Annotated in this window: 20 protein-coding genes and 3 rRNA genes; 3 read left to right on the top strand and 20 right to left on the bottom strand. The window is 59.7% G+C overall.

Going from position 1 to position 23905, the window contains the following annotated elements:
* Positions 1 to 18: 18 nt before the first annotated feature.
* Positions 19 to 1599 (top strand): adenylate/guanylate cyclase domain-containing protein, encoded by a 1581-nt coding sequence (locus tag FHU29_RS03055; RefSeq protein WP_064440335.1) that lies wholly within the window; start codon positions 19 to 21, stop codon positions 1597 to 1599.
* A gap of 54 nt (positions 1600 to 1653) precedes the next feature.
* Here the strand turns inward: FHU29_RS03055 and rrf are convergent.
* From rrf to murA, 4 genes are all read right to left on the bottom strand, one after another.
* A 5S ribosomal RNA gene (rrf, locus tag FHU29_RS03050) occupies positions 1654 to 1771 on the bottom strand.
* A gap of 87 nt (positions 1772 to 1858) precedes the next feature.
* Positions 1859 to 4990, bottom strand: a 23S ribosomal RNA gene (locus FHU29_RS03045).
* Positions 4991 to 5333: 343 nt separating this feature from the next.
* A 16S ribosomal RNA gene (locus FHU29_RS03040) occupies positions 5334 to 6855 on the bottom strand.
* Together the 16S, 23S and 5S rRNA genes form the textbook arrangement of a ribosomal RNA operon.
* A gap of 423 nt (positions 6856 to 7278) precedes the next feature.
* A complete protein-coding gene (gene murA / locus FHU29_RS03035) occupies positions 7279 to 8535 on the bottom strand; it encodes a UDP-N-acetylglucosamine 1-carboxyvinyltransferase (RefSeq protein ID WP_064439867.1) in 1257 nt (418 codons plus the stop codon).
* 50 nt (positions 8536 to 8585) lie between these two features.
* Between murA and FHU29_RS03030 the strand changes: the two genes are divergently transcribed.
* Positions 8586 to 9191, top strand: coding sequence for a cob(I)yrinic acid a,c-diamide adenosyltransferase (locus tag FHU29_RS03030; protein ID WP_064439794.1), 606 nt, complete (start codon positions 8586 to 8588; stop codon positions 9189 to 9191).
* Here FHU29_RS03030 and FHU29_RS03025 read toward each other — a convergent pair.
* From FHU29_RS03025 to prmC, 14 genes are all read right to left on the bottom strand, one after another.
* A complete protein-coding gene (locus FHU29_RS03025) occupies positions 9186 to 9614 on the bottom strand; it encodes a DUF2550 domain-containing protein (protein WP_064439866.1) in 429 nt (142 codons plus the stop codon). The genes FHU29_RS03030 and FHU29_RS03025 overlap by 6 nt on opposite strands.
* 71 nt (positions 9615 to 9685) lie before the next feature.
* Positions 9686 to 10054, bottom strand: a complete 369-nt coding sequence (locus FHU29_RS03020; protein WP_083962242.1) for a F0F1 ATP synthase subunit epsilon — start codon at positions 10052 to 10054, stop codon at positions 9686 to 9688.
* A gap of 6 nt (positions 10055 to 10060) precedes the next feature.
* Positions 10061 to 11509, bottom strand: a complete 1449-nt coding sequence (atpD, locus tag FHU29_RS03015) for a F0F1 ATP synthase subunit beta (RefSeq protein WP_064439793.1) — start codon at positions 11507 to 11509, stop codon at positions 10061 to 10063.
* Between the two features lie 5 nt (positions 11510 to 11514).
* Positions 11515 to 12489, bottom strand: a complete 975-nt coding sequence (locus tag FHU29_RS03010; protein ID WP_064439792.1) for a F0F1 ATP synthase subunit gamma — start codon at positions 12487 to 12489, stop codon at positions 11515 to 11517.
* A 48-nt stretch (positions 12490 to 12537) separates the two neighbouring features.
* Entirely contained in the window at positions 12538 to 14178 is a 1641-nt protein-coding gene (gene atpA / locus FHU29_RS03005) for a F0F1 ATP synthase subunit alpha (protein ID WP_064439791.1), read from the bottom strand.
* A 109-nt stretch (positions 14179 to 14287) separates the two neighbouring features.
* A complete protein-coding gene (locus FHU29_RS03000) occupies positions 14288 to 15103 on the bottom strand; it encodes a F0F1 ATP synthase subunit delta (RefSeq protein WP_064439790.1) in 816 nt (271 codons plus the stop codon).
* A gap of 5 nt (positions 15104 to 15108) precedes the next feature.
* The gene (locus FHU29_RS02995; RefSeq protein ID WP_064439789.1) at positions 15109 to 15663 is read right to left on the bottom strand and encodes a F0F1 ATP synthase subunit B; all 555 of its coding nucleotides are present in this window, start codon (positions 15661 to 15663) and stop codon (positions 15109 to 15111) included.
* Positions 15664 to 15665: 2 nt separating this feature from the next.
* Positions 15666 to 15911, bottom strand: a complete 246-nt coding sequence (locus FHU29_RS02990; RefSeq protein WP_013808049.1) for an ATP synthase F0 subunit C — start codon at positions 15909 to 15911, stop codon at positions 15666 to 15668.
* Between the two features lie 124 nt (positions 15912 to 16035).
* Positions 16036 to 16836 (bottom strand): F0F1 ATP synthase subunit A, encoded by an 801-nt coding sequence (gene atpB, locus FHU29_RS02985; protein WP_183377459.1) that lies wholly within the window; start codon positions 16834 to 16836, stop codon positions 16036 to 16038.
* 293 nt (positions 16837 to 17129) lie between these two features.
* Positions 17130 to 17612: a Cg1360 family ATP-synthase-associated protein gene (locus FHU29_RS02980; RefSeq protein ID WP_064439788.1), complete on the bottom strand. Its 483-nt coding sequence runs from the start codon at positions 17610 to 17612 to the stop codon at positions 17130 to 17132.
* Between the two features lie 96 nt (positions 17613 to 17708).
* Positions 17709 to 18809, bottom strand: a complete 1101-nt coding sequence (locus FHU29_RS02975) for a glycosyltransferase family 4 protein (RefSeq protein ID WP_221194799.1) — start codon at positions 18807 to 18809, stop codon at positions 17709 to 17711.
* 107 nt (positions 18810 to 18916) lie between these two features.
* On the bottom strand, positions 18917 to 20203 hold the full coding sequence (locus tag FHU29_RS02970; RefSeq protein WP_064439862.1) for a serine hydroxymethyltransferase: 1287 nt from the start codon (positions 20201 to 20203) through the stop codon (positions 18917 to 18919).
* Positions 20204 to 20223: 20 nt separating this feature from the next.
* Positions 20224 to 20886, bottom strand: coding sequence for an L-threonylcarbamoyladenylate synthase (locus FHU29_RS02965; RefSeq protein ID WP_064439787.1), 663 nt, complete (start codon positions 20884 to 20886; stop codon positions 20224 to 20226).
* A gap of 82 nt (positions 20887 to 20968) precedes the next feature.
* Complete coding sequence (prmC, locus tag FHU29_RS02960; protein WP_064439786.1) at positions 20969 to 21838, bottom strand: peptide chain release factor N(5)-glutamine methyltransferase; 870 nt, start codon at positions 21836 to 21838, stop codon at positions 20969 to 20971.
* A 108-nt stretch (positions 21839 to 21946) separates the two neighbouring features.
* On the opposite strand from prmC, the gene FHU29_RS02955 reads away from it, so the two are divergent.
* A complete protein-coding gene (locus tag FHU29_RS02955; RefSeq protein ID WP_064439785.1) occupies positions 21947 to 22435 on the top strand; it encodes a hypothetical protein in 489 nt (162 codons plus the stop codon).
* Positions 22436 to 22488: 53 nt separating this feature from the next.
* Here the strand turns inward: FHU29_RS02955 and prfA are convergent, their stop codons facing one another.
* Together prfA and rpmE are read right to left on the bottom strand one after the other, a co-directional pair.
* Positions 22489 to 23559 (bottom strand): peptide chain release factor 1, encoded by a 1071-nt coding sequence (prfA, locus tag FHU29_RS02950; RefSeq protein WP_064439784.1) that lies wholly within the window; start codon positions 23557 to 23559, stop codon positions 22489 to 22491.
* A gap of 81 nt (positions 23560 to 23640) precedes the next feature.
* On the bottom strand, positions 23641 to 23871 hold the full coding sequence (gene rpmE / locus FHU29_RS02945; RefSeq protein ID WP_064439783.1) for a 50S ribosomal protein L31: 231 nt from the start codon (positions 23869 to 23871) through the stop codon (positions 23641 to 23643).
* Positions 23872 to 23905 lie beyond the last annotated feature (34 nt).

Here is a 23905-nt window from a genome sequence, read left to right as displayed (position 1 = left end):
TCGCCTAGTCTCAAGACTATGCGCCTACTACCGTCATTGGACTCCCCCATGGGCTCGTGGTTACTGGGTAGCGAGCGCGAAGGCAGGTTCAAGCGGCGCGTCCGAATTCAGGTACTGCTCACCGTGTTCATCGTGAGCGCAAACGTCATCGGTGTGGCAATTCTTTTGGCGCTGGTTGCGTTCGTCGTGCCGGGCCCTGACGTCCTCCGCGACACTCAGTTCCTCATTCCCAACTTCGTCGTTGTTCCCGCCTACGTCGGGCTCGCACTGCTGATCGGTATTCTGTGGGGCACCAAACGCGCGCTCAAGGACCTCCGCTGGTCACGCGAGGGTGAAGAACCTACCCCGAAAGAACAACGGACCGCGCTCGCGACTCCGTGGCGGCTCACGGTGATCCAGTTCGTGTTGTGGGGACTTGCGACCGTGTTGTTCACGGTCCTCTACGGGGTGATCGAACCGGACGCCATCGCTAAGATCGCGTTCACCGTCGCTGCCGCTGGAATCGTGGTGTGCGCAATTTCTTACCTGCTCAGCGAATTCGCGCTGCGGCCGATCGCAGCGGAAGCACTCGCAGCCGGTGACAGACCCCGCCGTAGAGTCGGTACGGTCGGACGCTCTCTGGCGGGCTGGTGTCTCGGTACTGGCGTGCCCGTTGCGGGACTGATGATCATCGCTATTGCTGCAGCGATTCGGGATGACGTCGAGATCAAGCAACTCATCATCGCAATTCTGGCGCTCGGCGCGATTGTGCTCTGCTTCGGGCTGCTCATGGAAATCCTCACAGCGCTGCGGACGATCGCGCCGATCCGGCTCGTTCGGGCGGCAATGCACCGTGTCGAAGAGGGTGACCTAGACGCCAAGGTTGTCGTTTTCGATGGAACCGAACTCGGAGACCTTCAGGTCGGTTTCAACCGTATGGCCGACGGCCTCCGGGATCGCGAACGCATGCGAGACATCTTTGGGCGGCACGTGGGACGCGCAGTGGCAGAAAAGGCACTCAGCGATCGCGCCGAGCTCGGTGGCGAAGAACGTAACGTTGCTGTTTTCTTCATTGATGTCATCGGTTCTACGACGCTCGCCGCAAACAATCCACCGAAGGAAGTTGTCGCCCTTTTGAATAGATTCTTCGCTGTGATCGTCGAGGAGGTCGACTCCCATGGCGGGTTCATCAACAAATTCGAAGGCGATGCGGCTCTCGCGATCTTCGGTGCTCCTACTGAACTTAACGATCCGGCCGGCTCAGCACTCGCAGCGGCACGTAAGATTATGAACCGACTCAAACGCGAGGTCCCGGACTGTGAGGCGGGAATCGGAGTTGCCTATGGGCGTGCAGTGGCAGGAAACGTAGGGGCCCACGAACGTTTCGAATACACCGTTATTGGCGATCCTGTTAATGAGGCGGCGCGACTTTCCGATCTCTCAAAGAAGGTGCCTGGATGTACCGTTGCATCGCGCGAAACAATTGATGCCGCGAAGAAGTCTGAGGCGAAAAAATGGGCATCCTACGACCGGGTCACATTGCGCGGCAGAAACCGTGAAACTGAACTGGTGATTCCGCAGGAATTCCTCAAAAGCAAAGCAGCCTCAACACCGAGTTAAGGCCGAAAGCAAAAAGACGGGGCGAGTACTCTCGCCCCGTCTTTTCGGGATAATGTCCGGCGGTGTCCTACTCTCCCGCACTCTCGCGTGTGCAGTACCATCGGCGCTGGAGGGCTTAGCTTCCGGGTTCGGGATGGGTCCGGGCGTTTCCCGCTCCGCTATGGCCGCCGTGACAAGCTTTTTTTGTTGTGGCAAGGGGTGGTGTGTTGTTTCAGATGCTGGGTAGTGGTGTGTGCGCGTGTTTGTGTTGTGTTGGGTTGTGTGTAAGTCCTCGGCCGGTTAGTACCAGTCACCTGCACACGTTGCCGTGCTTCCAGTTCTGGCCTATCAACCCCATGGTCTGTGGGGGGCCTTACCCAATCGTGTTGGTGAGAAACCTCATCTTGGAACGGGCTTCCCGCTTAGATGCTTTCAGCGGTTATCCCTTCCGGACGTGGCTAACCAGCCGTGCCCCTGGTGGGACAACTGGCATACCAGAGGTCCGTCCGTCCCGGTCCTCTCGTACTAGGGACAGGTTTCCTCAAGTTTCTTAACGCGCGCGGCGGATAGAGACCGAACTGTCTCACGACGTTCTAAACCCAGCTCGCGTGCCGCTTTAATGGGCGAACAGCCCAACCCTTGGGACCTACTCCAGCCCCAGGATGCGACGAGCCGACATCGAGGTGCCAAACCATCCCGTCGATATGGACTCTTGGGGAAGATCAGCCTGTTATCCCCGGGGTACCTTTTATCCGTTGAGCGACACCCCTTCCACTCGGGGGTGCCGGATCACTAGTCCCGACTTTCGTCCCTGCTCGACATGTACGTCTCACAGTCAAGCTCCCTTGTGCACTTGCACTCAACACCTGATTGCCAACCAGGCTGAGGGAACCTTTGGGCGCCTCCGTTACTTTTTAGGAGGCAACCGCCCCAGTTAAACTACCCACCAGGCACTGTCCCTGAACCCGTTCAGGGTCCGAGGTTAGATGCCCAATCCGGTCAGAGTGGTATTTCAACAACGACTCCGCCCCCACTGGCGTGAGGGTTTCACAGTCTCCCACCTATCCTACACAAACCGAACCAGACACCAATACCAAGCTGCAGTAAAGGTCCCGGGGTCTTTTCGTCCTGCCGCGCGTAACGAGCATCTTTACTCGTAATGCAATTTCACCGAGCCTGTGGTTGAGACAGCAGAGAAGTCGTTACGCCATTCGTGCAGGTCGGAACTTACCCGACAAGGAATTTCGCTACCTTAGGATGGTTATAGTTACCACCGCCGTTTACTGGGGCTTAAATTCTCAGCTTCGCCCTAACGGGCTAACCGGTCCTCTTAACCTTCCAGCACCGGGCAGGCGTCAGTCCGTATACCTCGCCTTGCGGCTTCGCACGGACCTGTGTTTTTAGTAAACAGTCGCTTCTCTCTGGTCTCTGCGACCACCCCCAGCTCCCCACGCAATGGTGGCTCACCGGGCGTGGTCCCCCTTCTCCCGAAGTTACGGGGGCATTTTGCCGAGTTCCTTAACCACAGTTAACTCGAGCGCCTTAGTATTCTCTACCTGACCACCTGTGTCGGTTTGGGGTACGGGCCATGCGGGAACTCGCTAGAGGCTTTTCTCGGCAGCATAGGATCATGGAATCCCCCTCAACGGGGTCGCATCACCTCTCACCCTTGATGGCAGACGGATTTACCTATCCACCGGGCTACAGGCTTACACCAGTATTACCACTGACTGGCCCCACTACCTTCCTGCGTCACCCCATCGCTTGGCTACTACCGGATCAGGTCCCACGCATCCACCCTCACACCCGCCGAAGCGGGACAGAGGGCTTCTGGGTGGTTAGTCTCACCGATTCACCACGGACGCGCCCACACGGGTACGGGAATATCAACCCGTTATCCATCGACTACGCCTGTCGGCCTCGCCTTAGGTCCCGACTCACCCTGGGCGGATTAACCTGCCCCAGGAACCCTTGGTCATCCGGCGGCAGAGTTTCTCACTCTGCTTTCGCTACTCATGCCTGCATTCTCACTCCCACACCCTCCACAACTCGTTCACACGGCTGCTTCCCTGGATGCAGGACGCTCCCCTACCCACCCCAGCCACTGCACACACCCCCAAAGAGGTGTGCGGATGTCATGCTGGAGTGCCGCGGCTTCGGCGGTGTGCTTGAGCCCCGCTACATTATCGGCGCAGGACCACTAGACCAGTGAGCTATTACGCACTCTTTCAAGGGTGGCTGCTTCTAAGCCAACCTCCTGGCTGTCTGAGCGGTCCCACATCCTTTTCCACTTAGCACACGCTTAGGGGCCTTAGCCGGCGATCTGGGCTGTTTCCCTCTCGACCAGCGAACCTTATCGCCCGCAGTCTCACTGCCACGCTCTCACTTACCGGCATTCGGAGTTTGGCTGACGTCAGTAACCTGGTGAGGCCCATCGGCCATCCAGTAGCTCTACCTCCGGCAAGAAACACGTGACGCTGCACCTAAATGCATTTCGGGGAGAACCAGCTATCACGGAGTTTGATTGGCCTTTCACCCCTACCCACAACTCATCCCCTCAGTTTTCAACCTAAGTGGGTTCGGGCCTCCACGACGTCTTACCGACGCTTCACCCTGGCCATGGGTAGATCACTCCGCTTCGGGCCTAGAACATGCCACTGCAACGCCCTATTCAGACTCGCTTTCGCTACGGCTGCCCCTCACGGGTTAACCTCGCGACATGCCACTAACTCGCAGGCTCATTCTTCAAAAGGCACGCCATCACCCCACCCCAAAAGGGGAAGGCTCTGACGGATTGTAAGCGCATGGTTTCAGGTACTATTTCACTCCCCTCCCGGGGTACTTTTCACCATTCCCTCACGGTACTTATCCACTATCGGTCATCAGGGAGTATTCAGGCTTACCGGGTGGTCCCGGCAGATTCACAGCAGATTTCACGGGCCCGCTGCTACTCGGGTACAACGTCACAGACCAGGCATACATTTTCGCGTACGGGACTCTCACCCTCTCCGGCACACCATCCCAAGCGGCTTCCGCTAACACACACACTGGATCTGACTGTCACGGCGGTAACAGAACAACACTGCCCCACAACCCCTCATACGCAACCCCCGCCGGGTATCACACGCACAAGGTTTAGCCACCATCCGCTTTCGCTCGCCACTACTCACGGAATCACTCAATTGTTTTCTCTTCCTGCAGGTACTGAGATGTTTCACTTCCCCGCGTTCCCTCCACACCGTCTATACATTCAACGGCAGGTAACACGACATCACTCGTGCTGGGTTTCCCCATTCGGACACCCTCGGATCACAGCTCGGCTGACAGCTCCCCGAGGCCTATCGCGGCCTCCCACGTCCTTCATCGGCTCCTGATGCCAAGGCATCCACCATGCGCCCTTAAACACTTACAACACAAAAAATCAATCACAAGCAATAAACACTCGTCACACCACTATCCAGCTCTCAAACAACACACACAACCAACACCACCCAGCCACAGACCCCACACACCGTGTGAACATCCACTCCCGCCAGGCACTATCAGCCATGCCCCTGAAAACACCACACCCACACAATCCCCCCACAACAGGAGAGACCAGGCGTGCTGCCTCAGAACCCCAACAGTGTTCCAGCACCCCGCACACAGCGGAGAAATTGTTTGATGATGTCCACCCGGCACGGCCCACAGCCCGTGACACGAACGGTCACGCAAGCCAGGCCGCAATAATTATCTCTAAGAGCAAAGCTCCTTAGAAAGGAGGTGATCCAGCCGCACCTTCCGGTACGGCTACCTTGTTACGACTTCGTCCCAATCGCCGATCCCACCTTCGACCACTCCCTCCCACAAGGGGTTGGGCCATGGGCTTCGGGTGTTACCGACTTTCATGACGTGACGGGCGGTGTGTACAAGGCCCGGGAACGTATTCACCGCAGCGTTGCTGATCTGCGATTACTAGCGACTCCGACTTCACGGGGCCGAGTTGCAGACCCCGATCCGAACTGAGACCGGCTTTAAGGGATTCGCTCCACCTCACGGCATCGCAGCCCTCTGTACCAGCCATTGTAGCATGTGTGAAGCCCTGGACATAAGGGGCATGATGACTTGACGTCATCCCCACCTTCCTCCGAGTTGACCCCGGCAGTCTCTCACGAGTCCCCACCATTACGTGCTGGCAACATGAGACAAGGGTTGCGCTCGTTGCGGGACTTAACCCAACATCTCACGACACGAGCTGACGACAGCCATGCACCACCTGCACACCAGCCACAAGGGAACGCCCATCTCTGGACGCGTCTAGTGCATGTCAAACCCAGGTAAGGTTCTTCGCGTTGCATCGAATTAATCCACATGCTCCGCCGCTTGTGCGGGCCCCCGTCAATTCCTTTGAGTTTTAGCCTTGCGGCCGTACTCCCCAGGCGGGGTACTTAATGCGTTAGCTACGGCACGGATCCCGTGGAAGGAACCCACACCTAGTACCCACCGTTTACGGCGTGGACTACCAGGGTATCTAATCCTGTTCGCTCCCCACGCTTTCGCTCCTCAGCGTCAGTTACTGCCCAGAGACCCGCCTTCGCCACCGGTGTTCCTCCTGATATCTGCGCATTTCACCGCTACACCAGGAATTCCAGTCTCCCCTGCAGTACTCCAGCCTGCCCGTATCGCCTGCACGCCCACTGTTAAGCAGTAGGTTTTCACAGACAACGCGACAAACCACCTACGAGCTCTTTACGCCCAGTAATTCCGGACAACGCTCGCACCCTACGTATTACCGCGGCTGCTGGCACGTAGTTGGCCGGTGCTTCTTCTGCGCCTACCGTCACTCTCGCTTCGTCGGCGCTGAAAGAGGTTTACAACCCGAAGGCCGTCATCCCCCACGCGGCGTCGCTGCATCAGGCTTGCGCCCATTGTGCAATATTCCCCACTGCTGCCTCCCGTAGGAGTCTGGGCCGTGTCTCAGTCCCAGTGTGGCCGGTCGCCCTCTCAGGCCGGCTACCCGTCACCGCCTTGGTAGGCCATTACCCCACCAACAAGCTGATAGGCCGCGGGCCCACCTCACACCGCTACATAGCGCTTTCCACCCACCCCCATGCAGGAGCAGGTCCTATCCGGTATTAGACCCAGTTTCCCGGGCTTATCCCAGAGTGCAAGACAGATCACCCACGTGTTACTCACCCGTTCGCCACTCGTGTACCCCGAAAGGCCTTACCGTTCGACTTGCATGTGTTAAGCACGCCGCCAGCGTTCGTCCTGAGCCAGGATCAAACTCTCCGTTAAAAACCAAACACACCCCAACACCCCACAAAGGAGCACCAGAGCACGATCAGAAAAACAGAGCCAAAAACTGGCAAAAAAAACAAAAACAGACACCCAACCCCGACTAGGGATCTGAATCAGGCATCCAAACAACAGCACCAAAGGACTGTCATCAATCCCGGCACCATCAAACAAAAACCAAAACACTGTTGAGTTCTCAAACAACACACCCCAAGACCCAAACCAAACAGTCCAGACCCCCTCAGGGCACAGCCACCAATCTTAACTCGATTATCGCAGGAGGTCAAACCTGAATCCTGCTTGCGACTTAAGGGTTTTCGCGAGCTCCTGGCCCTCACCGGGCCCGCCGCTCGCTGGCGACGAACAGCTAAGTTACACACCCATTGCACCGAACGCAAACTGGCAGTTGAGCGAGTGGCACGATCATGGTGACGCGCGTCGGACATCGCCCCCGAGCTGCTGCATGTCCTCGATAAACCGCGGGTAGCCACGGTCTATGTGATAGACATCGTGAACCTCGGTCTCCCCATCTGCGACGAGCCCCGCAAGAACCAAGCCAGCACCGGCGCGAATATCCGAAGACCAGACAGGCGCGCTCGACAGCTGCTCGACGCCACGGATGACTGCGTGGTGACCGTCTGTACGTGCATCGGCTCCTAGCCGGACCATCTCCTCGACGAATCTGAAGCGCGCTTCGAACACGTTCTCCGTGATCATGGAAGTTCCATCAGCCACCGCCGCCAGGCCGATAGCCATCGGCTGAAGGTCGGTCGGAAAACCGGGATACGGCAGTGTCGCAAAGTTGACGGCCTTGGGGCGGTCCCGCTGAACCACTCGGAACCACCGCGGACCGTGGGTAATTTCGGCGCCCGCCTCACTCAGCTTGTTCAGCACCAGCTGCATGTGACTAGGCGCGGAACCACGGACGGTGACGTCTCCGCGTGTCATTGCGGCTGCTACGCCCCACGTGGCCGCCACAATCCGGTCGCCGATAACGCGGTGAGTAACTGGCTTCAGCCTGTCGACACCTCTGATAGTCAGCGTGCTCGTGCCCGCCCCCGAGACCTGCGCGCCCATCTGGTTCAGCATCATGCAGAGGTCGACGATTTCAGGTTCTCGCGCCGCGTTGTCCAGAGTCGTCTGCCCCTTGGATAGGACCGCCGCCATCAGGATGTTCTCCGTCGCACCGACAGACGGAAACGCAAGTCTGATGTCCGCGCCACGTAACTCCTGAGCTTCAGCGACCACGCACCCGTGCTCGATCGTGCTCGTTGCCCCCAACAATCGCAGCCCAGCCTGGTGCATATCGAGCGGCCGCGACCCGATCGCATCACCGCCGGGCAGAGCTACGACTGCCCGGTGACAACGAGCGACGAGCGGGCCAAGCACACACACGGAGGCCCGGAACTGTCGTACCGCAGGAAAGTCAGCCTGATACTTCGGCTCTGGTGGCGTCGTGATTCTGACGACGTCGCCCTCAATCGTGACTTCACAACCGAGCCCTCGAAGGACCTCCGCCATGAGAGGAACATCCAGGATGTCAGGACAATTAGTAATTGTTGTGGTGCCCTCAGCAAGTAGCGCGGCTGCCATCAGCTTCAGAACGCTGTTCTTCGCGCCGCCAACAACTACCTCGCCCGAGAGGCGGCCACCGCCGGTCACGAGAAATCGATCACTCACGGTCACCTAGCTTATCGGTCCGGCTGCCGTTGCGCCGGTACGGTGCAGATATGGGTGTACATCTAACGCGAATCTATACGCGAACCGGGGATGACGGAACTACCGGCCTGAGTGACTTCAGCCGCGTTCCAAAAACCGCGCCGCGCATCACAGCTTATGCGGATACGGATGAAACAAATGCCGCAATCGGAGTCGCCATCGCACTGGGCAACCCGCCTCAGGAGATTCGAGACGTTCTTGAGGTCATACAAAACGATCTTTTCGATCTTGGCGCCGATCTCTCGACTCCGAAATCAGAGAATCCGAAATATCCGCCGTTGCGGATCACCGAGGAGTACGTGACCCGGCTCGAGGGATGGTGCGATCGTTTCAACGAGTCGCTGCCTCCGCTGACATCGTTCGTCCTCCCAGGAGGCTCACCGCTATCAGCACTCCTGCATGTCGCACGAACCGTTGCCCGTCGAGCGGAGCGATCCTCGTGGTTGCTGATTGAGTCGGAGGGTGAAGCGGCTGCGCCGCTGCCCGCGAAGTACCTGAATCGGCTCTCAGACCTGCTCTTCATACTCAGCCGCGTCACAAACACCAGCGGCGATGTGCTCTGGCGCCCGGCTGGTGACCGATCACCTGAGCCTGCGGAGAGAAGCCCTGAGTCATGAATTCCAGCGACTGCGCCGCCGTGCGCGGCGTGGTGGTCTGGATTCAATCCAGGCGAGAAACGCAGTGAGCGCACCCCGCTCGAAACCGAACTCATAGTGAGTCCCGCCCGCGCGGACCCCGACGATCGTCACGCCGGGGTCCATGAGGTCGAGCTCTCCCCCGTCCGGCCGACGACGCGACTCGATCTCCGCGGTCTGACGGTTCAGACGCACGCTGGGGCCCGGGATCAATCGTGAAAGCCGGTAAAAGTCGAGGGATTCGTCGCGGTAGCGGATGACTCCATGCCGCCAGCCCTCCGACTTAGCGGAAGGGAGGATCCGGACGACCGCCGATGTTCCTCCACTGCGCAATTCAACGATGCGAATAAGAAAAACCGCGGTGAAGGCGGCTAGCAGGACAAGCAGAATGATCAGGAGAATCATTCCACCGTCCACTAGACGAACATCCTCACTCGCGGTTTTACTTGGTTATCTCTAGCGGCCCATTGCTGCCGCTACTGGCGTTCCACGGCTCGGAGGCGGCCACGTGCACGTGCTGCAGCCTCCTCGTCATCCCCTGCTTCATCGAGCGTCCGCCTGACGGCATCAACATCGATATCCTTTGCCCACTCGGCTGACTCAGCCAGGACGGTCACCGAGCGTGCGGTGATAGAGATGAACCCTCCATCGACTGCCGCGACCATACGCTCTCCATCCGACGTCGTGATCGCCACGACACCGCCTTCGATGAGCTGACCGAGCACAGGCTCGTGGCCAGGCATGACGCCGATCTCACCCTCGGTTGTCTGCGCGACCACCATCGTTGCGGTTCCGGACCATAGTCGCTCTTCGACAGCAACGAGTTCAACTGCCATCTCAGCCACAGCAGATCACTTCCCAGCTAGCTTGTTCGCTGCCTTCTCGACGTCATCGAGGCCACCGCAGCTGCTGAACGCCTGCTCCGGAAGGTGGTCGAATTCGCCCTTGCAGACACGGTCGAACGCCTCGATGGTGTCGGTGAGAGCCACAACAGATCCAGGCTCGCCGGTGAACTTCTCAGCGACGATGAAGTTCTGGCCGAGGAATTTCTGCAGGCGGCGTGCACGACCGACGACGATCTTGTCTTCTTCTGAGAGCTCGTCCATGCCGAGGATGGCGATGATGTCCTGCAGTTCCTTGTACTTCTGGAGGATCTGCTTGACTTCGTTCGCCACGCGGAAGTGCTCGGCTCCGACGATTGTCGGCTCGAGGATGCGGGAGGTCGAGGTCAGGGGGTCCACAGCTGGGTAAATACCCATCTGCGAGATTGGCCGCGAAAGCTCGGTCGTCGCATCCAGGTGGGCGAATGTCGTCGCAGGTGCTGGGTCGGTGTAGTCGTCAGCAGGCACGTAAATCGCCTGCATCGACGTAATCGATCGCCCACGAGTCGACGTGATGCGTTCCTGAAGCTCACCCATCTCATCGGCGAGCGTGGGCTGGTAACCCACTGCGGAAGGCATACGCCCGAGCAGGGTCGATACCTCTGAGCCCGCCTGCGTGAAACGGAAGATGTTGTCGATGAACAGGAGCACGTCCTGCTTCTGAACATCGCGGAAGTACTCAGCCATCGTCAGCGCGGACAGCGCGACACGCATACGCGTTCCGGGCGGCTCGTCCATCTGACCGAACACTAGCGCGGTGTCCTGTAGGACGCCCATTTCCTCCATCTCGAGATGGAGGTCAGTTCCCTCACGGGTGCGCTCACCGACACCAGCGAACACCGAGGTACCTGAGAACTCCCGCGCGATACGGGTGATCATCTCCTGGATAAGCACGGTTTTGCCGACACCGGCACCACCGAACAGGCCGATCTTTCCACCCTTCACGTACGGCGTGAGAAGGTCGATGACCTTGATACCGGTTTCGAGGATCTCGGTCTTACCTTCAAGGGTGTCGAAAGCGGGCGCCTTGCGGTGGATACCCCACTGCTCCCCGTCACGTCCTGTGCCGGGCGCGTCGAGGCAGTCACCCAGTGCGTTGAAGACGTGACCCTTCACGACGTCGCCGACGGGAACGGAAATGGGTTTACCCGTGTCCTCGACTGGGGTGCCACGGACGAGACCGTCGGTCGGTTGCATCGAGATGGTGCGCACAAGGTTGTCACCGAGGTGCTGCGCAACCTCAAGCGTCAGGGTTTTCGCTACTGCTTTTAGCGTGATTTCGGCGTGGAGCGCGTTGAAAAGCTCAGGTACCGATCCACGCGGGAATTCAACGTCGACCACGGGGCCGATGACGCGAACGACGCGGCCATGGCTGGTCGACGAACCATTCTGTGAGGTTTCAGTTACTGCGGCGGTCATCTGGATCAGTCACTTCCTGCACTCGAGGCCAACGCGTTCGCGCCGCCGACGATTTCGCTGATTTCCTGGGTAATCATGGCCTGTCGGGCCTGGTTCATTTGCCGGGTCAAGGAGTTCGCGAGTTCGTTCGCGTTATCCGTTGCCGACTTCATCGCGGTGCGGCGAGCTGCAGACTCCGACGCAGCAGCCTCGAGAAGCGCCGCATAGATTCGCGTGCTGACGTACTTCGGCAGGATCTCAGCAAGAAGTGAGTCTGCATCCGGCTCAAAGCTCCACGCAGCTACCGGCGCATCTGCATCCGGAGCGCTGCTGAGCATGTCCTCACCGAGTTTGAGTTCCTCTTCCTCGATGTCGATTTCAATCGGCGCCATCCGGCGCACTAGCGGCTTCTGGCTCAGCATCGACTGGAACTTGGTGAAGACGATATGCAACTCGTCGACACCCTCGACGGTGCCTTCACCGTTTGGTGCGTCGACATGATTGCCCGACCCGGCCATAAAGAGTTCGACCAGATGCGTGCTCGCCGGCGACGCATCCGAATAGCTCGGCTGCTGCGAAAAGCCTGTCCAGGAGCCCGCGACGTCACGCCCTCTGAATGTGTAGTAAATCAGCCCTTTGTTGCCGAGGACGTAGAGCACTACGTCCCGGTTCTGGCTGTGGAGCAGCTGAATCAATTCCTCAGCTTCGCGAAGGACGTTGGAGTTGTACGCGCCACACATTCCGCGATCGCTGGTGACCACAAGTACAGCGGCACGCTGCGGATTCTCGCGTTCGCTGAGGAGCGGGTGATCCAGAGACCGAGACGCCGTGGTCAGCTCGCCGATAACTTTGGTGATTTCCTCAGCATAGGGCGTGTGCTGTTCAACTCGAGCCTGAGCTTTCACGATCCGTGAGGTCGCGATCAGCTCCTGCGCTTTGGTGATTTTCTTCGTCGAGTTGACGGTTTTGATGCGCGAGCGCAGTTCCCTCAAGCTTCCCATAGGTCAGTCACGCCCCTTCATAGCTCTCGATTACGCCGGTTACCACACTCACCGGCGAACCTTTCGCTTGACTTTGAGCTGCTCATGGTCAACTTCACTCTCATCGAGTGCTTCAGCTTCAGGCTCGTTGACTACACGGCTACCGTCGGACGCGATGAACCCCTGCTTGAACTTCTCAACTGCCTCGAGAAGAGTTTCCGATGCCTCATCGGACAATGCCTTGCCGCCCTCGATCGACTCGAATGCGCTCTTGGCATTTCGGTGCAGATCCTCGAGCATTTCCGAGTCGAACCGGCGGATGTCGCCAACGGGCACGCTGTCGTACACGCCCTGGCCTGCGAGGTAGATCGTGACGATCTGATCTTCGACAGAGACAGGAGCGAATTGATCCTGCTTCAACAGCTCCACGAGACGCTGGCCGCGTTCGAGCTGGGATCGGGACGCCGCATCAAGATCGGAGGCGAATGCCGCGAACGACTCTAGCTCGCGGTACTGGGCAAGTTCGAGCCGCAATGTACCGGAGACCTTCTTCATGCCCTTGGTCTGCGCGGCACCACCAACTCGGGACACCGAGATACCCACGTTGATAGCAGGGCGGATGCCCTTGTTGAACAAGTCTGACTCGAGGAAGACCTGGCCGTCAGTAATCGAGATGACGTTGGTCGGGATGTACGCCGAGACATCGTTCGCCTTGGTTTCAATGATCGGAAGACCCGTCATCGAACCAGCGCCCAATTCATCCGAGAGTTTTGCGCAGCGCTCGAGGAGGCGCGAGTGCAGGTAGAACACGTCGCCTGGGTAGGCTTCGCGACCCGGCGGGCGACGGAGGAGAAGCGAGATGGCGCGGTAGGCCTCAGCCTGCTTGGTGAGATCGTCAAAAACGATCAGAACGTGCTTGCCTTGATACATCCAGTGCTGCCCGATGGCGGAACCGGTGTACGGCGCGAGCCATTTGTAACCAGCGGAATCGGACGCGGGTGCGGCGACGATCGTGGTGTATTCCATCGCACCGTGCTCGTCGAGAGCGCTCTTGATGCCCGCGATGGTCGATCCCTTCTGACCGATCGCGACGTAGATGCAACGCACCTGCTTGGTGGAGTCGCCCGACTCCCAGTTGGCCTTCTGGTTCAGGATCGCGTCAACGCAGACCGCGGTCTTGCCCGTCTTGCGGTCACCAATGATGAGCTGACGCTGCCCACGCCCGATTGGGGTCATCGCGTCGACAGCTTTAAGACCCGTCTGGAGCGGCTCGTGAACAGGCTGACGCTCCAGTACCGAAGCGGCCTGCAGCTCAAGCGCGCGAGTCTCTGATGATTCGATGTCGCCTAGGCCATCAATCGGCGCACCGAGGGGGTCAACAACGCGGCCGAGGAAGCCGTCGCCAACGGGAACCGAGAGAACGTCTCCGGTCCGCTTGACTTCCTGGCCCTCCTGGATTTTCTCGAAGTCACCGAGAATCACCGCACCGATTTCACGGTCTTCAAGGTTAAGGGCCACACCCAGGACGCCGCCCGCAAACTCCAGGAGCTCGTTTGACATCGCCGACGGAAGTCCGGAGACGTGAGCAATGCCGTCGCTCGCGTCAACGACAAGTCCAACCTCCTCGCGAGAGGACTCCGGTGTAAAGCTCGCGGTGTAATTCTCGATCGCGCTACGGATCTCGTCGGAGGAGATCGTCAGCTCCGCCATGTTCTTCCTGCTCTCGGTAGTCTGTGGGTTACCGACCACGGTAACCGTTGTTCACTAGGTTCTTCAGCTGCGCCAAGCTGTCCCGGCGCTATCTCGGCATTGTCTGCTGCTACTTGAGGGCCTTGCGTAGTTCCGCCAAACGGCCGGATGCACTACCGTCAATCACTTCGTCACCTACGCGTACCACGAGACCGCTCAGCAATTCAGGATCGACCTCCACATGCACAGCGATTGATTTCCCGTAGATCCGGTCCAGTGCCGTGGCGAGCCGCTCCTTCTGACTATCCGAGAGAGCAACCGCACTGCGCACATAGGCGACAGCACGCTCACGCTGTTCCGCAGCCAGCGAAGCTACCGCGGCGAACTCATCGGCAGGTGCACGGCGTGCGCGGGCAACCGCTTGAACCGCGAGGGCCTCAGTGATCGCCGTAGCCTTCCCATAAAGCAGCTTCTTCAAGAGCTCGGCGGTGGCTGATGCGGGCCGTGAACGGTCCGACAGTGCCTGCTCGAGTTCTGGGCTAGCCGCTGTGATCCGGCTCAGCCGGAAAGTCTCGTCCTCTACCGTCTCCAGCTGATCCTGGTCGGCCGCCGCACGCAGGTACGCGATACGGCCGACGTGAACCAAGGAGTTCACCAGATCTGAAGGAGCGGACCAGTTTTGCGCGACCGCAGTCTTCAGTGTGGCGAGTGCTGGCGCAGAGACTTTGCCGGAGAAGAGTTCATCAGCGAGCGCGGAACGCCTCGATGCGGACGCGGAGGCATCCGCGACGGCCATCCGAACGGTGCGGTTCTCATCGAGCAGATTCACCACGGAGAACAAATCTGCCCCCGCCTCGGCCGCTGCATCAGCCGAGCCCGCTTGGCTCAGTGCGTCGACTAGCTCCGCCCGAGTCTTTGCGAGCGCCTCACGACTCGCTGCGTACATGGTGCTCACTTTCCTGTTGCTGAGTCTGCGCCGATTGCGTCGAGTTCGCTGAGGAAACGGTCTACTGTCGCGGCGCGCTTAGCGTCATCGGCAACAGAGTCACCGATGATCTTCTCGGCGAGGTCCACCGCTGTGCGCCCCAGGTCCGTCCGAAGATCAGCAACAATGTGCTGCCGGTGCGCCTCCAGCTGCGTCTGACCATTAGCGACGATCCGGTCCGATTCAGTTTGAGCCTGAACCTTCATCTCGTCGATGATCTGCTGGCCCTGATTGCGAGCTTCCTCGCGGATCTTTGCGGCTTCAGCACGAGATTCCGCGAGCTGCGCGCGGTACTGCTCAAGCGCGTGCTTAGCTTCAGCTTGCAGCTCCTCCGCCCGCTTGATACCGCCCTCGATCTCTTCTGTGCGCCGTTCAAGGACGTCCCTGAACTTCGGGATCACGAACTTCCAGAAGACAAGGCCGACGATCGACAGCGCAACAATCGACCAGACAATGTCGTACACCGCAGGAACGAGGGGATTCTGTTCCTCTGCGGCGAGAATGGCGATCGATGCGTCCATGATCAGAAGATGAAGCCGGCGACGAGACCGATGAGCGCGAGGGCCTCAGTGAAGGCGATACCGAGGAACATCAGCGTGCGCAGCTGGCCGGCCATCTCGGGCTGACGAGCGATGCCCTCAATTGCCTTGCCGACGACGATGCCCACGCCGATGCCTGGGCCGATAGCCGCAAGACCGTAGCCGATCGCACCATAGCCGGAGCCGGTGACCTCTTGCGCTTCCTGCGCCAGGATCGCGATGCTGCTCATGTGTTTCGTTCCCTTTCTGTTGGCCCGTTCCGGGTAATCGGCCGGGTCAGGTCTTTGTGTATCAGATGGGTGGTGGTAGTTCGTGTTGTTTCAGTGGGTCAAGTCGCCGTGTCCACCTGCGGAGCTAGTGTTCCTCTGCGTGCAGCGCCAAGTCGATGTAAACGCATGTCAGCATCGCGAAGATGTACGCCTGGAGGAACATGACGAGCAGTTCAAAGAATGTGAAGGCGACGCCCCCGATTAGGGATGCCAGTCCGAACGGACGCAACCAGAGCTCGGGAGCTCCAGGGCCCGTTGCGGTGAAGAACCACCATGTCGCACTGAAGAAGAGCACCAGCATGATGTGACCTGCGAGCATCGCGACCATCAAACGGACGGTGAGCGTGAAAGGCCGCAGGACGAACGTCGAGACGAACTCGATCGGAATCAGCAGAATGTGGAGTGCCTTCGGAACGCCTGGGACAACGATGCTGGCCTTGACGTAGCGGAAGAACCCGTATTTCGAGATTCCAACGTAGTTGAACACGATGTAGGCAAGGGCCGCCAGGACGATCGGCATACCGATGCGGGCGTTCGACGAAATGTTAAGGAACGGAATAACACCCGTCAGGTTCAACCCCAGGACAAGGAAGAAGATAGTGGCAATCAGCGGGAAGAATCGCCTTCCCTGCGTCTTGCCGAGAATCTCCTCCGCGATGTGGATGCGCACAAAATCGAGGAAGATTTCCGCGACGTTCTGCACACCGCGGGGAACAATCTGAGGGTTGCGCAGCGCCATCGCGAAGAACAATGCGAGGAGCGTCGCCACAACGATCCGGATCAGCATCAAGCGGTCGAGTTCGAAAGGTGTGCCCTCGAAAAGCAGGGCGGGCGGAAAGAAGTCTTTCAGCGACGGTGGGCTGAAAGTACCGGCAGCCAGATTCATGACGCTCAGCGGTCTCTTCCGTTGTTCGGCCGCAGAAAACCCGCGGCATGATCGGGCACGAACGATCTCGCAAGCCTGGGTGCACCTACTCAGCACACCACTGGGCCCGGCGTCTCACACGAAGTAGGCCTGTGGGCCCACCCCTCATGCTCGGCGCCTGCAGGACACGGCGATCGGGCGGCATGTCTGTTTCCGCCGTGAAGCCGGTCTTGCTAGTCGGTGACGATATCAACTTCTCTACGACATTGTGTAGGCAGGGGGAAGTCTGTATCGATAAACTACAGGTTGTAGTACTACTTCTCGTCGTGATTTGTGGGTGAAGTCACATCTTCAGCGCCCGGGCTGACGTAAGGAACGCGCTGCTTGAGGACCCCGTACGTCTCTGCTCCAAGCACCAGCAGCAGCGCAGCGATGACAACTACAGCAAGTGCTGGCTGGCTATAAAACGTCATATTCGCCAGCGAGGCGAAAACTATCAGCGCGAGCAGCATCTTCAGCGCCCACCCACCAAGAATGACAGCACCCGCCGTCATCGCGTTGAAACGCGCCGAGAAGAGCACGCTCAGCGCAGTGAAGAGAATGAAGCCACCCCCCACCGCGGAGCCGATGAGTGCTCCCCAGAGCCCCGGAAGACCAGCAAGGAGGTACGAAACCACGGAACCGACGATCGCCAGCGTGATCAGCCCGATTACGCCGTAGCGCACTGCGGCCCGCAGTGGTGCTACAGGATCATCGGGCGGGGCCAGCCGCAATCGTGCTGGGACTTCATCCTTCATCCCGCTCGCCTCTTCTGGTTCCGAGAAGGTGGAATTGCCTGAACCATTTGTCGGGGTGCTCACGGTGAACCAGCCTAACGGGCACCACCGACAAAATCAGAAACGACGTCCTGACCGGCTGAAACGCGGGACCATAGTGATGACCAAAGCCAGGACAGCACCAGCAATGAATACCGGCAGCACGATGCGGCGATCGATGAGCGCACCGCCGACGGCTCCGAAAGCGAGGAGTGCTACCCACCCATAGATCACCAGTACCACTCGCCTGTGAGAGTGTCCGATCTCGAGCAGACGGTGATGCAGGTGCATCTTGTCCGGACTGAATGGGCTCCGCCCGGCCCGAGTCCGGCGTATCACCGCGAGCAACAAGTCAAGCAACGGAATGAACATGACCGCCACAACCACGAGGATGGGGGCTAGCAGCCCAAGCAAGTCACGCGGGCCGTAAAGATCGAGGCTGATCTTGCCGGATGCGCTGGTCGATACTGCCGCGAGCATGAGCCCGATCAGCATCGATCCTGAATCGCCCATGAAGATCCGTGCGGGCTGAAAATTGTGCGGCAGGAAACCCAGGCAAGCACCCGCTAACGCGGCGGCCAGCATCGCCGGCGGGTACACACTGACATCGCCGCCCTGATCAAACAGCATCCCGACCGAGAAGGCGCATATGGCGAGGGCTGCGATCAGCCCAAGCCCCGCCGCGAGTCCGTCCAATCCATCTACGAAGTTCATGGCGTTGACCATCAGCACTGTAAGAAAAACGGTGAGGCCAGCAGCTTGGAGCTGGTCCAGAATGACGGTCGTACCATCTCCGAACGGCAAATAGAGGACGTACCAAGAAACGCCGAAGATGACGAGGACACCACCTGCGGTTACCTGGCCCATGAATTTCGTAAGAGCATCGAGGCCCCAGCGGTCATCGATCATCCCGACAACCACGATCACCGCACCAGCGATTACGGCCGCCTGAATGTCGGTGGTGTATTCGAAGCCGCGCGTCAAGGCCGGCAATTGCTGTGCGAGGTACATCGCGGCGACAATGCCGAGAAACATGCCCACGCCGCCCATACGGGGCGTGGGTGCGACATGGACGTCACGATCGCGGGGGTAGGCGACCGCACCACCGCGCGTGGCGAGCACTCGTATGAGACCTGTACCCAGGAAGGTCACGATTGCGGCTGTGAGGCAGATCAGCATGAGCTCGCGGATGGGCACGCCAGCGCCACCACCTGGCTGCGCAAGGATGTCAATCACGGGATCAGTGGCGCTCACGTTCACAGACGCTACCGTGAAGCATCAGAAGATCATGCCCCGCCACGGGCGTAAGCGGGCTTGGCTGTCACAACCTCCCCCACTTCATCAGCAATTTCAGCAAGAATTGCGTTTCCGCGCTTCGTGCCCCGTTCAGCTGTGACAGCACGCGCAATGAGTCCGCCGATCCGGTCCATCTCGCCGGGGCCAAAGCCCTGGGTTGCGATCGCTGCAGTTCCGACTCGAATTCCTGAAGGTGTCCGCGGTGGCATCGCGTCGAACGGGATCGCATTCTTGGTCAGCAATATCCGGGCGGCAGCGCAGCGACGCTCGGCATCGGCGCCGTTAACGCCGGTTGGACTCAGATCTAGTACGGCCAGGTGGGTATCGGTGCCACCAGTCACCGCACGCATACCGTTGTCTTCGAGAGCCTTTGCTAGCGCTCCCGCATTACTGACTGTTCTCCGTGCGTACTCCGCAAATTCCTCTGAAGCGGCTTCCTTGAAAGCAACTGCTTTGGCAGCAATCGAGTGCATCATGGGACCGCCCTGGCTAAATGGGAACACCGCGCGGTCAATTGCCTTGGCATGCTCATCCCTGCACAGAATCAGCCCACCACGAGGACCACGGAGCGTCTTGTGGGTAGTCGCTGTCACCACGTCCGCGTATGGGAGTGGAGAGGGAATCGCCTGGCCTGCTACCAGCCCCATGAAGTGCGCCGCGTCAACCCAGAGAATCGCGTCGATCTCGTCCGCGATCTCACGGAAGATCCGGTAATCGATGAGTCGTGAGTACGCCGTGCCACCACACAGAATGATTCGCGGCCTGTGCAGGCGCGCCAGATCCCGGACTTCGTCGTAGTCGATGAGTTCTGTGTCCTTGCGCAGCCGGTACGGAATCGGCGTAAACCACCGCCCGGAAAAGTTCACGCGCGACCCGTGCGTCAGATGTCCTCCATGCGACAAACTGAGCGCCATCACCGGGTCATCAGGCTGCGCGAAGGCTGCATACGCGGCTAGATTTGCGCTGCTGCCCGAATGCGGCTGCACGTTGGCGTGTTCTGCGCCGAACAGATCTTTTGCCCTTTCGGCTGCGAGATATTCCGCTTGGTCCGCGAATTCGCAGCCCGGGTAGAAGCGCCGCCCGGGATACCCTTCTGCATACTTGTTCGCCAGGGTTGAGCCAAGCGCCGCCAAAACTGCGGGGCTGGTGAAGTTCTCACTCGCGATTAATTGCAGACCATCGCGCTGCCGGCCGAGTTCGCCGAGCAGGATGTCAGCTATCGCGGGGTCGGATTGCTCCAGCGACTCCCAGTCCGGGCCCCAGAAAGGTGTATTCACAGCCACGATCCTTTCATCGCTCAGGAGGCAGGCAGGACCAATTCGTCTGGTTGCATGCCTAGGACCTCGGCTATCGCGCCCAACTGGACTGCTCCCTCCCGAAGCACTCGCGGCGTTTCGCCCGTCAAGTCGACGATGGTGGACGCAACTCCAAACTGACTTTCGCCGCCGTCGAGATAAACCGCAACCGAATCGCCAAGCTGGGCCTCAGCATCAGCCGCACTCGTCGCGGGCGGGTGCCCCGACTTATTCGCACTGGAAACGCCCATTGGTCCGACCTCGCGCAGGACCTCAAGCGCGATCGGATGGAGCGGCATTCGCAGCATCACAGTTCCTCGGGTATAGCCGAGATCCCAGGACAGTGATGGCGCATGCTCAACGACAATGCTGAGACCTCCGGGCCAGAAGGCCTCCACCAACGCCCGTATTCGCGTCGGGACCGACAGCACGAGTCCGTCGATTGTGGTCCAGGACCCGACCAGAACAGGAACGGGCATCTCCCGGCCTCTGCCCTTCGCCGCCAGAAGTGCACCAACGGCATGCGAATCGAACGCGTCGCAGCCAATGCCGTACACAGTGTCCGTGGGCAGTACGACCAGCCTTCCCGCTCTCACGGCCTGAACGGCGGCGGCGACACCAGTCGCCCTCGATTCACTGCTAGTGCAGTCGTAAACAGTGCTCACGTTTCAATCCTGTCATCGCTTCGCGCCAGCATTGCGAGCACCCCGCATCGTGTCCCGTACTGCGCCAGACCTCCGGCTTCGCTCATATCCGCATGGCGGTTACGAAACGCGGCTTCCCAGCGAGGTCGGGGTGCTCGACAACGTCCGAGAAGCCACCGTGCCCCTCGAGGATCGCGCGCACGCCCGCACCATTCGAATCGTCGTGTTCGATCCCGACAGCTCCCCCACTACGCAGCAGCCGGGCAACATTGGCGACCATAGGCCTGATGACATCCAGGCCGTCCGGCCCTGCAAAAACCGCAACTGGTGGCTCGAAATCAGCGACCTCAGCGGTCACACTTGCCGCTGAGGGCACGTACGGCGGATTCGCAACGATCACATCGATGCCGCCCGTGTACTCCTTCAGGAGCGATGAATCAGTGACATCTCCTTCATATACGGTGATGGCGCTATCGCCCGCGGCTTCCCGCAACTGCCGATTGCGTTGCAGCCACTCCAGCGCTACCGGGTCTATCTCGATTGCGTGAACGTCAGCATCCGGCCTTGCGTGAGCGATTGCGAGTGCAAGCGCTCCGGTACCGCTGCACAGGTCGATGACACGGGGCGGATGGGCCCCACACGCCTCGAGTGATGCTAGAGCCCAGCCAAGCAGAAGTTCGGTCTCTGGCCGGGGAATGAAAACACCCGGGCCCACGGCCAGGTCGATCTCCCCCATCGCGGCAACGCCGGTGATGTATTGGAGCGGCTCACGTCTAGCCCTGCGCGCGATCAAGTTATCGAAGTCTTCCGCCTGACCATCTGAGAAAAATGGAGTCAGCCCAAGTCTCGTTCTCTCAACACCGAGCACATGCGCGGCGATGAGCTCAGCATCCGCGGCCGGGCTCGGCACAGCCGCATCGTTCAGGACCTGGATCGCATCACGCAGCGATGCGCGCAAAGACTGTCGAGTCACCCCAATAGGTTCCCATGAGAATCGGGTCGATAACGGAACTGCGTGACTATGCCCGCAAATGTCCGCTTCGACTAGCCTGAATTTGTCGCACTCCCTGGAGGAATCACCATGAAACGCACCACTATCCGCAGACCAGCGGTACGCCCAGCAATCGCTATCGCGGCTGCAGGGGCACTCGCCGTAGCCGCCCCCATCGCGGCGCAGGCAAAGCCTTTCGACACACCGCCAAACCCGGTGTTCTGCTCCGGCGGAATCGCCGCGCCACACAGCTACGTACAAGCTGACGACAACAACTTGCCACCGGAACTCATCGCGTACGTCATCAACGAGCGGGGCGGCCCAGGAGCAATGGTTTCCTGGCTGAATCTCAGCCAGCTGGAGACTGGAAATCTACTGTTCGGCACCGAGGATCTCGAGCCTACAGAACTAGACGAAGATTTCGTGCGCCCCATCACACTGGTAGAGACAGGCGCGGGGACGGTCGTATCCGCTATGTACGGTCTCTACGAGAACGCGCGTGGTGAGCTATGCCTGCTGCTCCCGGGCGTCACAACGGACCAGGTTCCCTCGGCACCTGCCGCCCAAACGGCCCCATAACTGCTGCGGGGAGCCTCTCGGCCCTCACCACTCTGACCCCAGAAATCTCAGCTCTACTCCGCTTGCAGGCGCGCTTGCCGATCAGCTTCGGCGAGCGCGTCGAGCATGGGGTCAAGCTCGCCGCCGAGAACGGCATCGAGGTTATGCGCTTTGAAACCGATCCGGTGATCAGCAATCCGGTTCTCCGGGAAGTTGTACGTTCTGATCCGCTCCGACCGGTCCACCGTTCTGACCTGACTTCTGCGGCCCGCCGACGCCTCCGCTTCAGCTTCATCCTCAGCGATGGCCTGCAGTCTGGCAGCGAGGACCTGCATCGCACGCGCCTTGTTCTGCAACTGCGAACGCTCATTCTGACAGCTCACGACTATCCCCGTCGGCAGGTGCGTGATCCGCACCGCGGAGTCGGTGGTATTAACGCCCTGACCACCTTTTCCTGACGACCGAAACACATCAATTCTCAGATCGTTGTCGTCGATCTGAACTTCTTCAGCTTCCTCGGATTCGGGGAACACATACACCCCAGCAGCCGAGGTGTGAATGCGGCCCTGCGATTCGGTCACCGGGACGCGCTGCACGCGATGCACTCCCCCTTCGAACTTCAGGCGAGCCCACACGCCTTCAGGGCCATCGTCACGCGATTTGAGAGAGATAGTCGCATCCTTGTAGCCGCCCAAATCCGAAATGACAGAGTCAAGAATCTCCGCCTTCCAGCCGCGACGTTCCGCGTATCGCACGTACATACGCGCGAGGTCAGCCGCGAAGAGTGCGGACTCCTCGCCGCCCTCACCGGACTTAACCTCGAGGACCACGTCATCACCGTCATGCGGATCGCGCGGGGCCAGGAGATTCGTAAGGGTGAGGTCCAGGTCCGCTACCTCGGTCTCCAGCGCGGCCACGTCGCCAGCAAACGAAGCATCATCTTCAGCAAGCTCTTTGGCGACCGCAAGGTCTTCGCGCGCGGCCTTCAGCTTCCGGTACGTCGCCATTATCGGGGAAAGCTGCGCGAACCGTTTACCGGCTTTTCGCGCAGCCGCGGGATCCGCGTGCAGTTCGGGATCCGCGAGTTGCTGCTCTAAGCCCGCGTACTCCGCAAGTAGATCGTCAATTGCGGACGGACTGTCCATGGTGGCCTTCTCCCTCGACAATGTGAATAAAGAAAACGCCCGGCCTGCACCTGACGTACAGAACGGGCGTTCACTCTCAAGCTACTGCGCGGCAGCACCCTTGCGCTGACGCTTGCCATACCGGGCCTCGAACCGTGCCACGCGGCCGCCGGTGTCGAGAATCTTCTGCTTGCCGGTGTAGAACGGGTGGCACTGCGAGCAAACCTCGACGCTGATGCGCCCGTTTGTCGCCGCGCTGCGCGTTTCAAACGAATTGCCGCAGCCGCAGACCACTGTCGTAGCGACGTAGTCGGGGTGAATGTCCTTCTTCATGTCCTCTTCCTTTGCTGGTCGCCGGGTCGCCCAT

Source organism: Hoyosella altamirensis, assembly GCF_014191505.1.
Taxonomy (GTDB): Bacteria; Actinomycetota; Actinomycetes; order Mycobacteriales; family Mycobacteriaceae; genus Hoyosella; species Hoyosella altamirensis.
The sequence above is the reverse complement of the archived record's forward strand: the minus strand, read 5'-3'. Positions and strand labels throughout refer to the sequence as shown.

Bases quoted from the DNA above. Each gene is read 5' to 3' on its own strand.
- FHU29_RS02995 (WP_064439789.1), bottom strand. From the start codon at position 15,663: ATGGACGCATCGATCGCCATTCTCGCCGCAGAGGAACAGAATCCCCTC.
- FHU29_RS03010 (WP_064439792.1), bottom strand. From the start codon at position 12,489: ATGGGAAGCTTGAGGGAACTGCGCTCGCGCATCAAAACCGTCAACTCG.
- atpD (WP_064439793.1), bottom strand. From the start codon at position 11,509: ATGACCGCCGCAGTAACTGAAACCTCACAGAATGGTTCGTCGACCAGC.
- FHU29_RS03055 (WP_064440335.1), top strand. From the start codon at position 19: ATGCGCCTACTACCGTCATTGGACTCCCCCATGGGCTCGTGGTTACTG.
- atpA (WP_064439791.1), bottom strand. From the start codon at position 14,178: ATGGCGGAGCTGACGATCTCCTCCGACGAGATCCGTAGCGCGATCGAG.
- FHU29_RS02955 (WP_064439785.1), top strand. From the start codon at position 21,947: ATGAAACGCACCACTATCCGCAGACCAGCGGTACGCCCAGCAATCGCT.
- FHU29_RS03000 (WP_064439790.1), bottom strand. From the start codon at position 15,103: ATGTACGCAGCGAGTCGTGAGGCGCTCGCAAAGACTCGGGCGGAGCTA.
- atpB (WP_183377459.1), bottom strand. From the start codon at position 16,836: ATGAATCTGGCTGCCGGTACTTTCAGCCCACCGTCGCTGAAAGACTTC.
- FHU29_RS02990 (WP_013808049.1), bottom strand. From the start codon at position 15,911: ATGAGCAGCATCGCGATCCTGGCGCAGGAAGCGCAAGAGGTCACCGGC.
- FHU29_RS03025 (WP_064439866.1), bottom strand. From the start codon at position 9,614: ATGATTCTCCTGATCATTCTGCTTGTCCTGCTAGCCGCCTTCACCGCG.
- FHU29_RS02980 (WP_064439788.1), bottom strand. From the start codon at position 17,612: ATGAAGGATGAAGTCCCAGCACGATTGCGGCTGGCCCCGCCCGATGAT.
- rpmE (WP_064439783.1), bottom strand. From the start codon at position 23,871: ATGAAGAAGGACATTCACCCCGACTACGTCGCTACGACAGTGGTCTGC.
- prfA (WP_064439784.1), bottom strand. From the start codon at position 23,559: ATGGACAGTCCGTCCGCAATTGACGATCTACTTGCGGAGTACGCGGGC.
- FHU29_RS02975 (WP_221194799.1), bottom strand. From the start codon at position 18,809: ATGCTGATCTGCCTCACAGCCGCAATCGTGACCTTCCTGGGTACAGGT.
- FHU29_RS03030 (WP_064439794.1), top strand. From the start codon at position 8,586: ATGGGTGTACATCTAACGCGAATCTATACGCGAACCGGGGATGACGGA.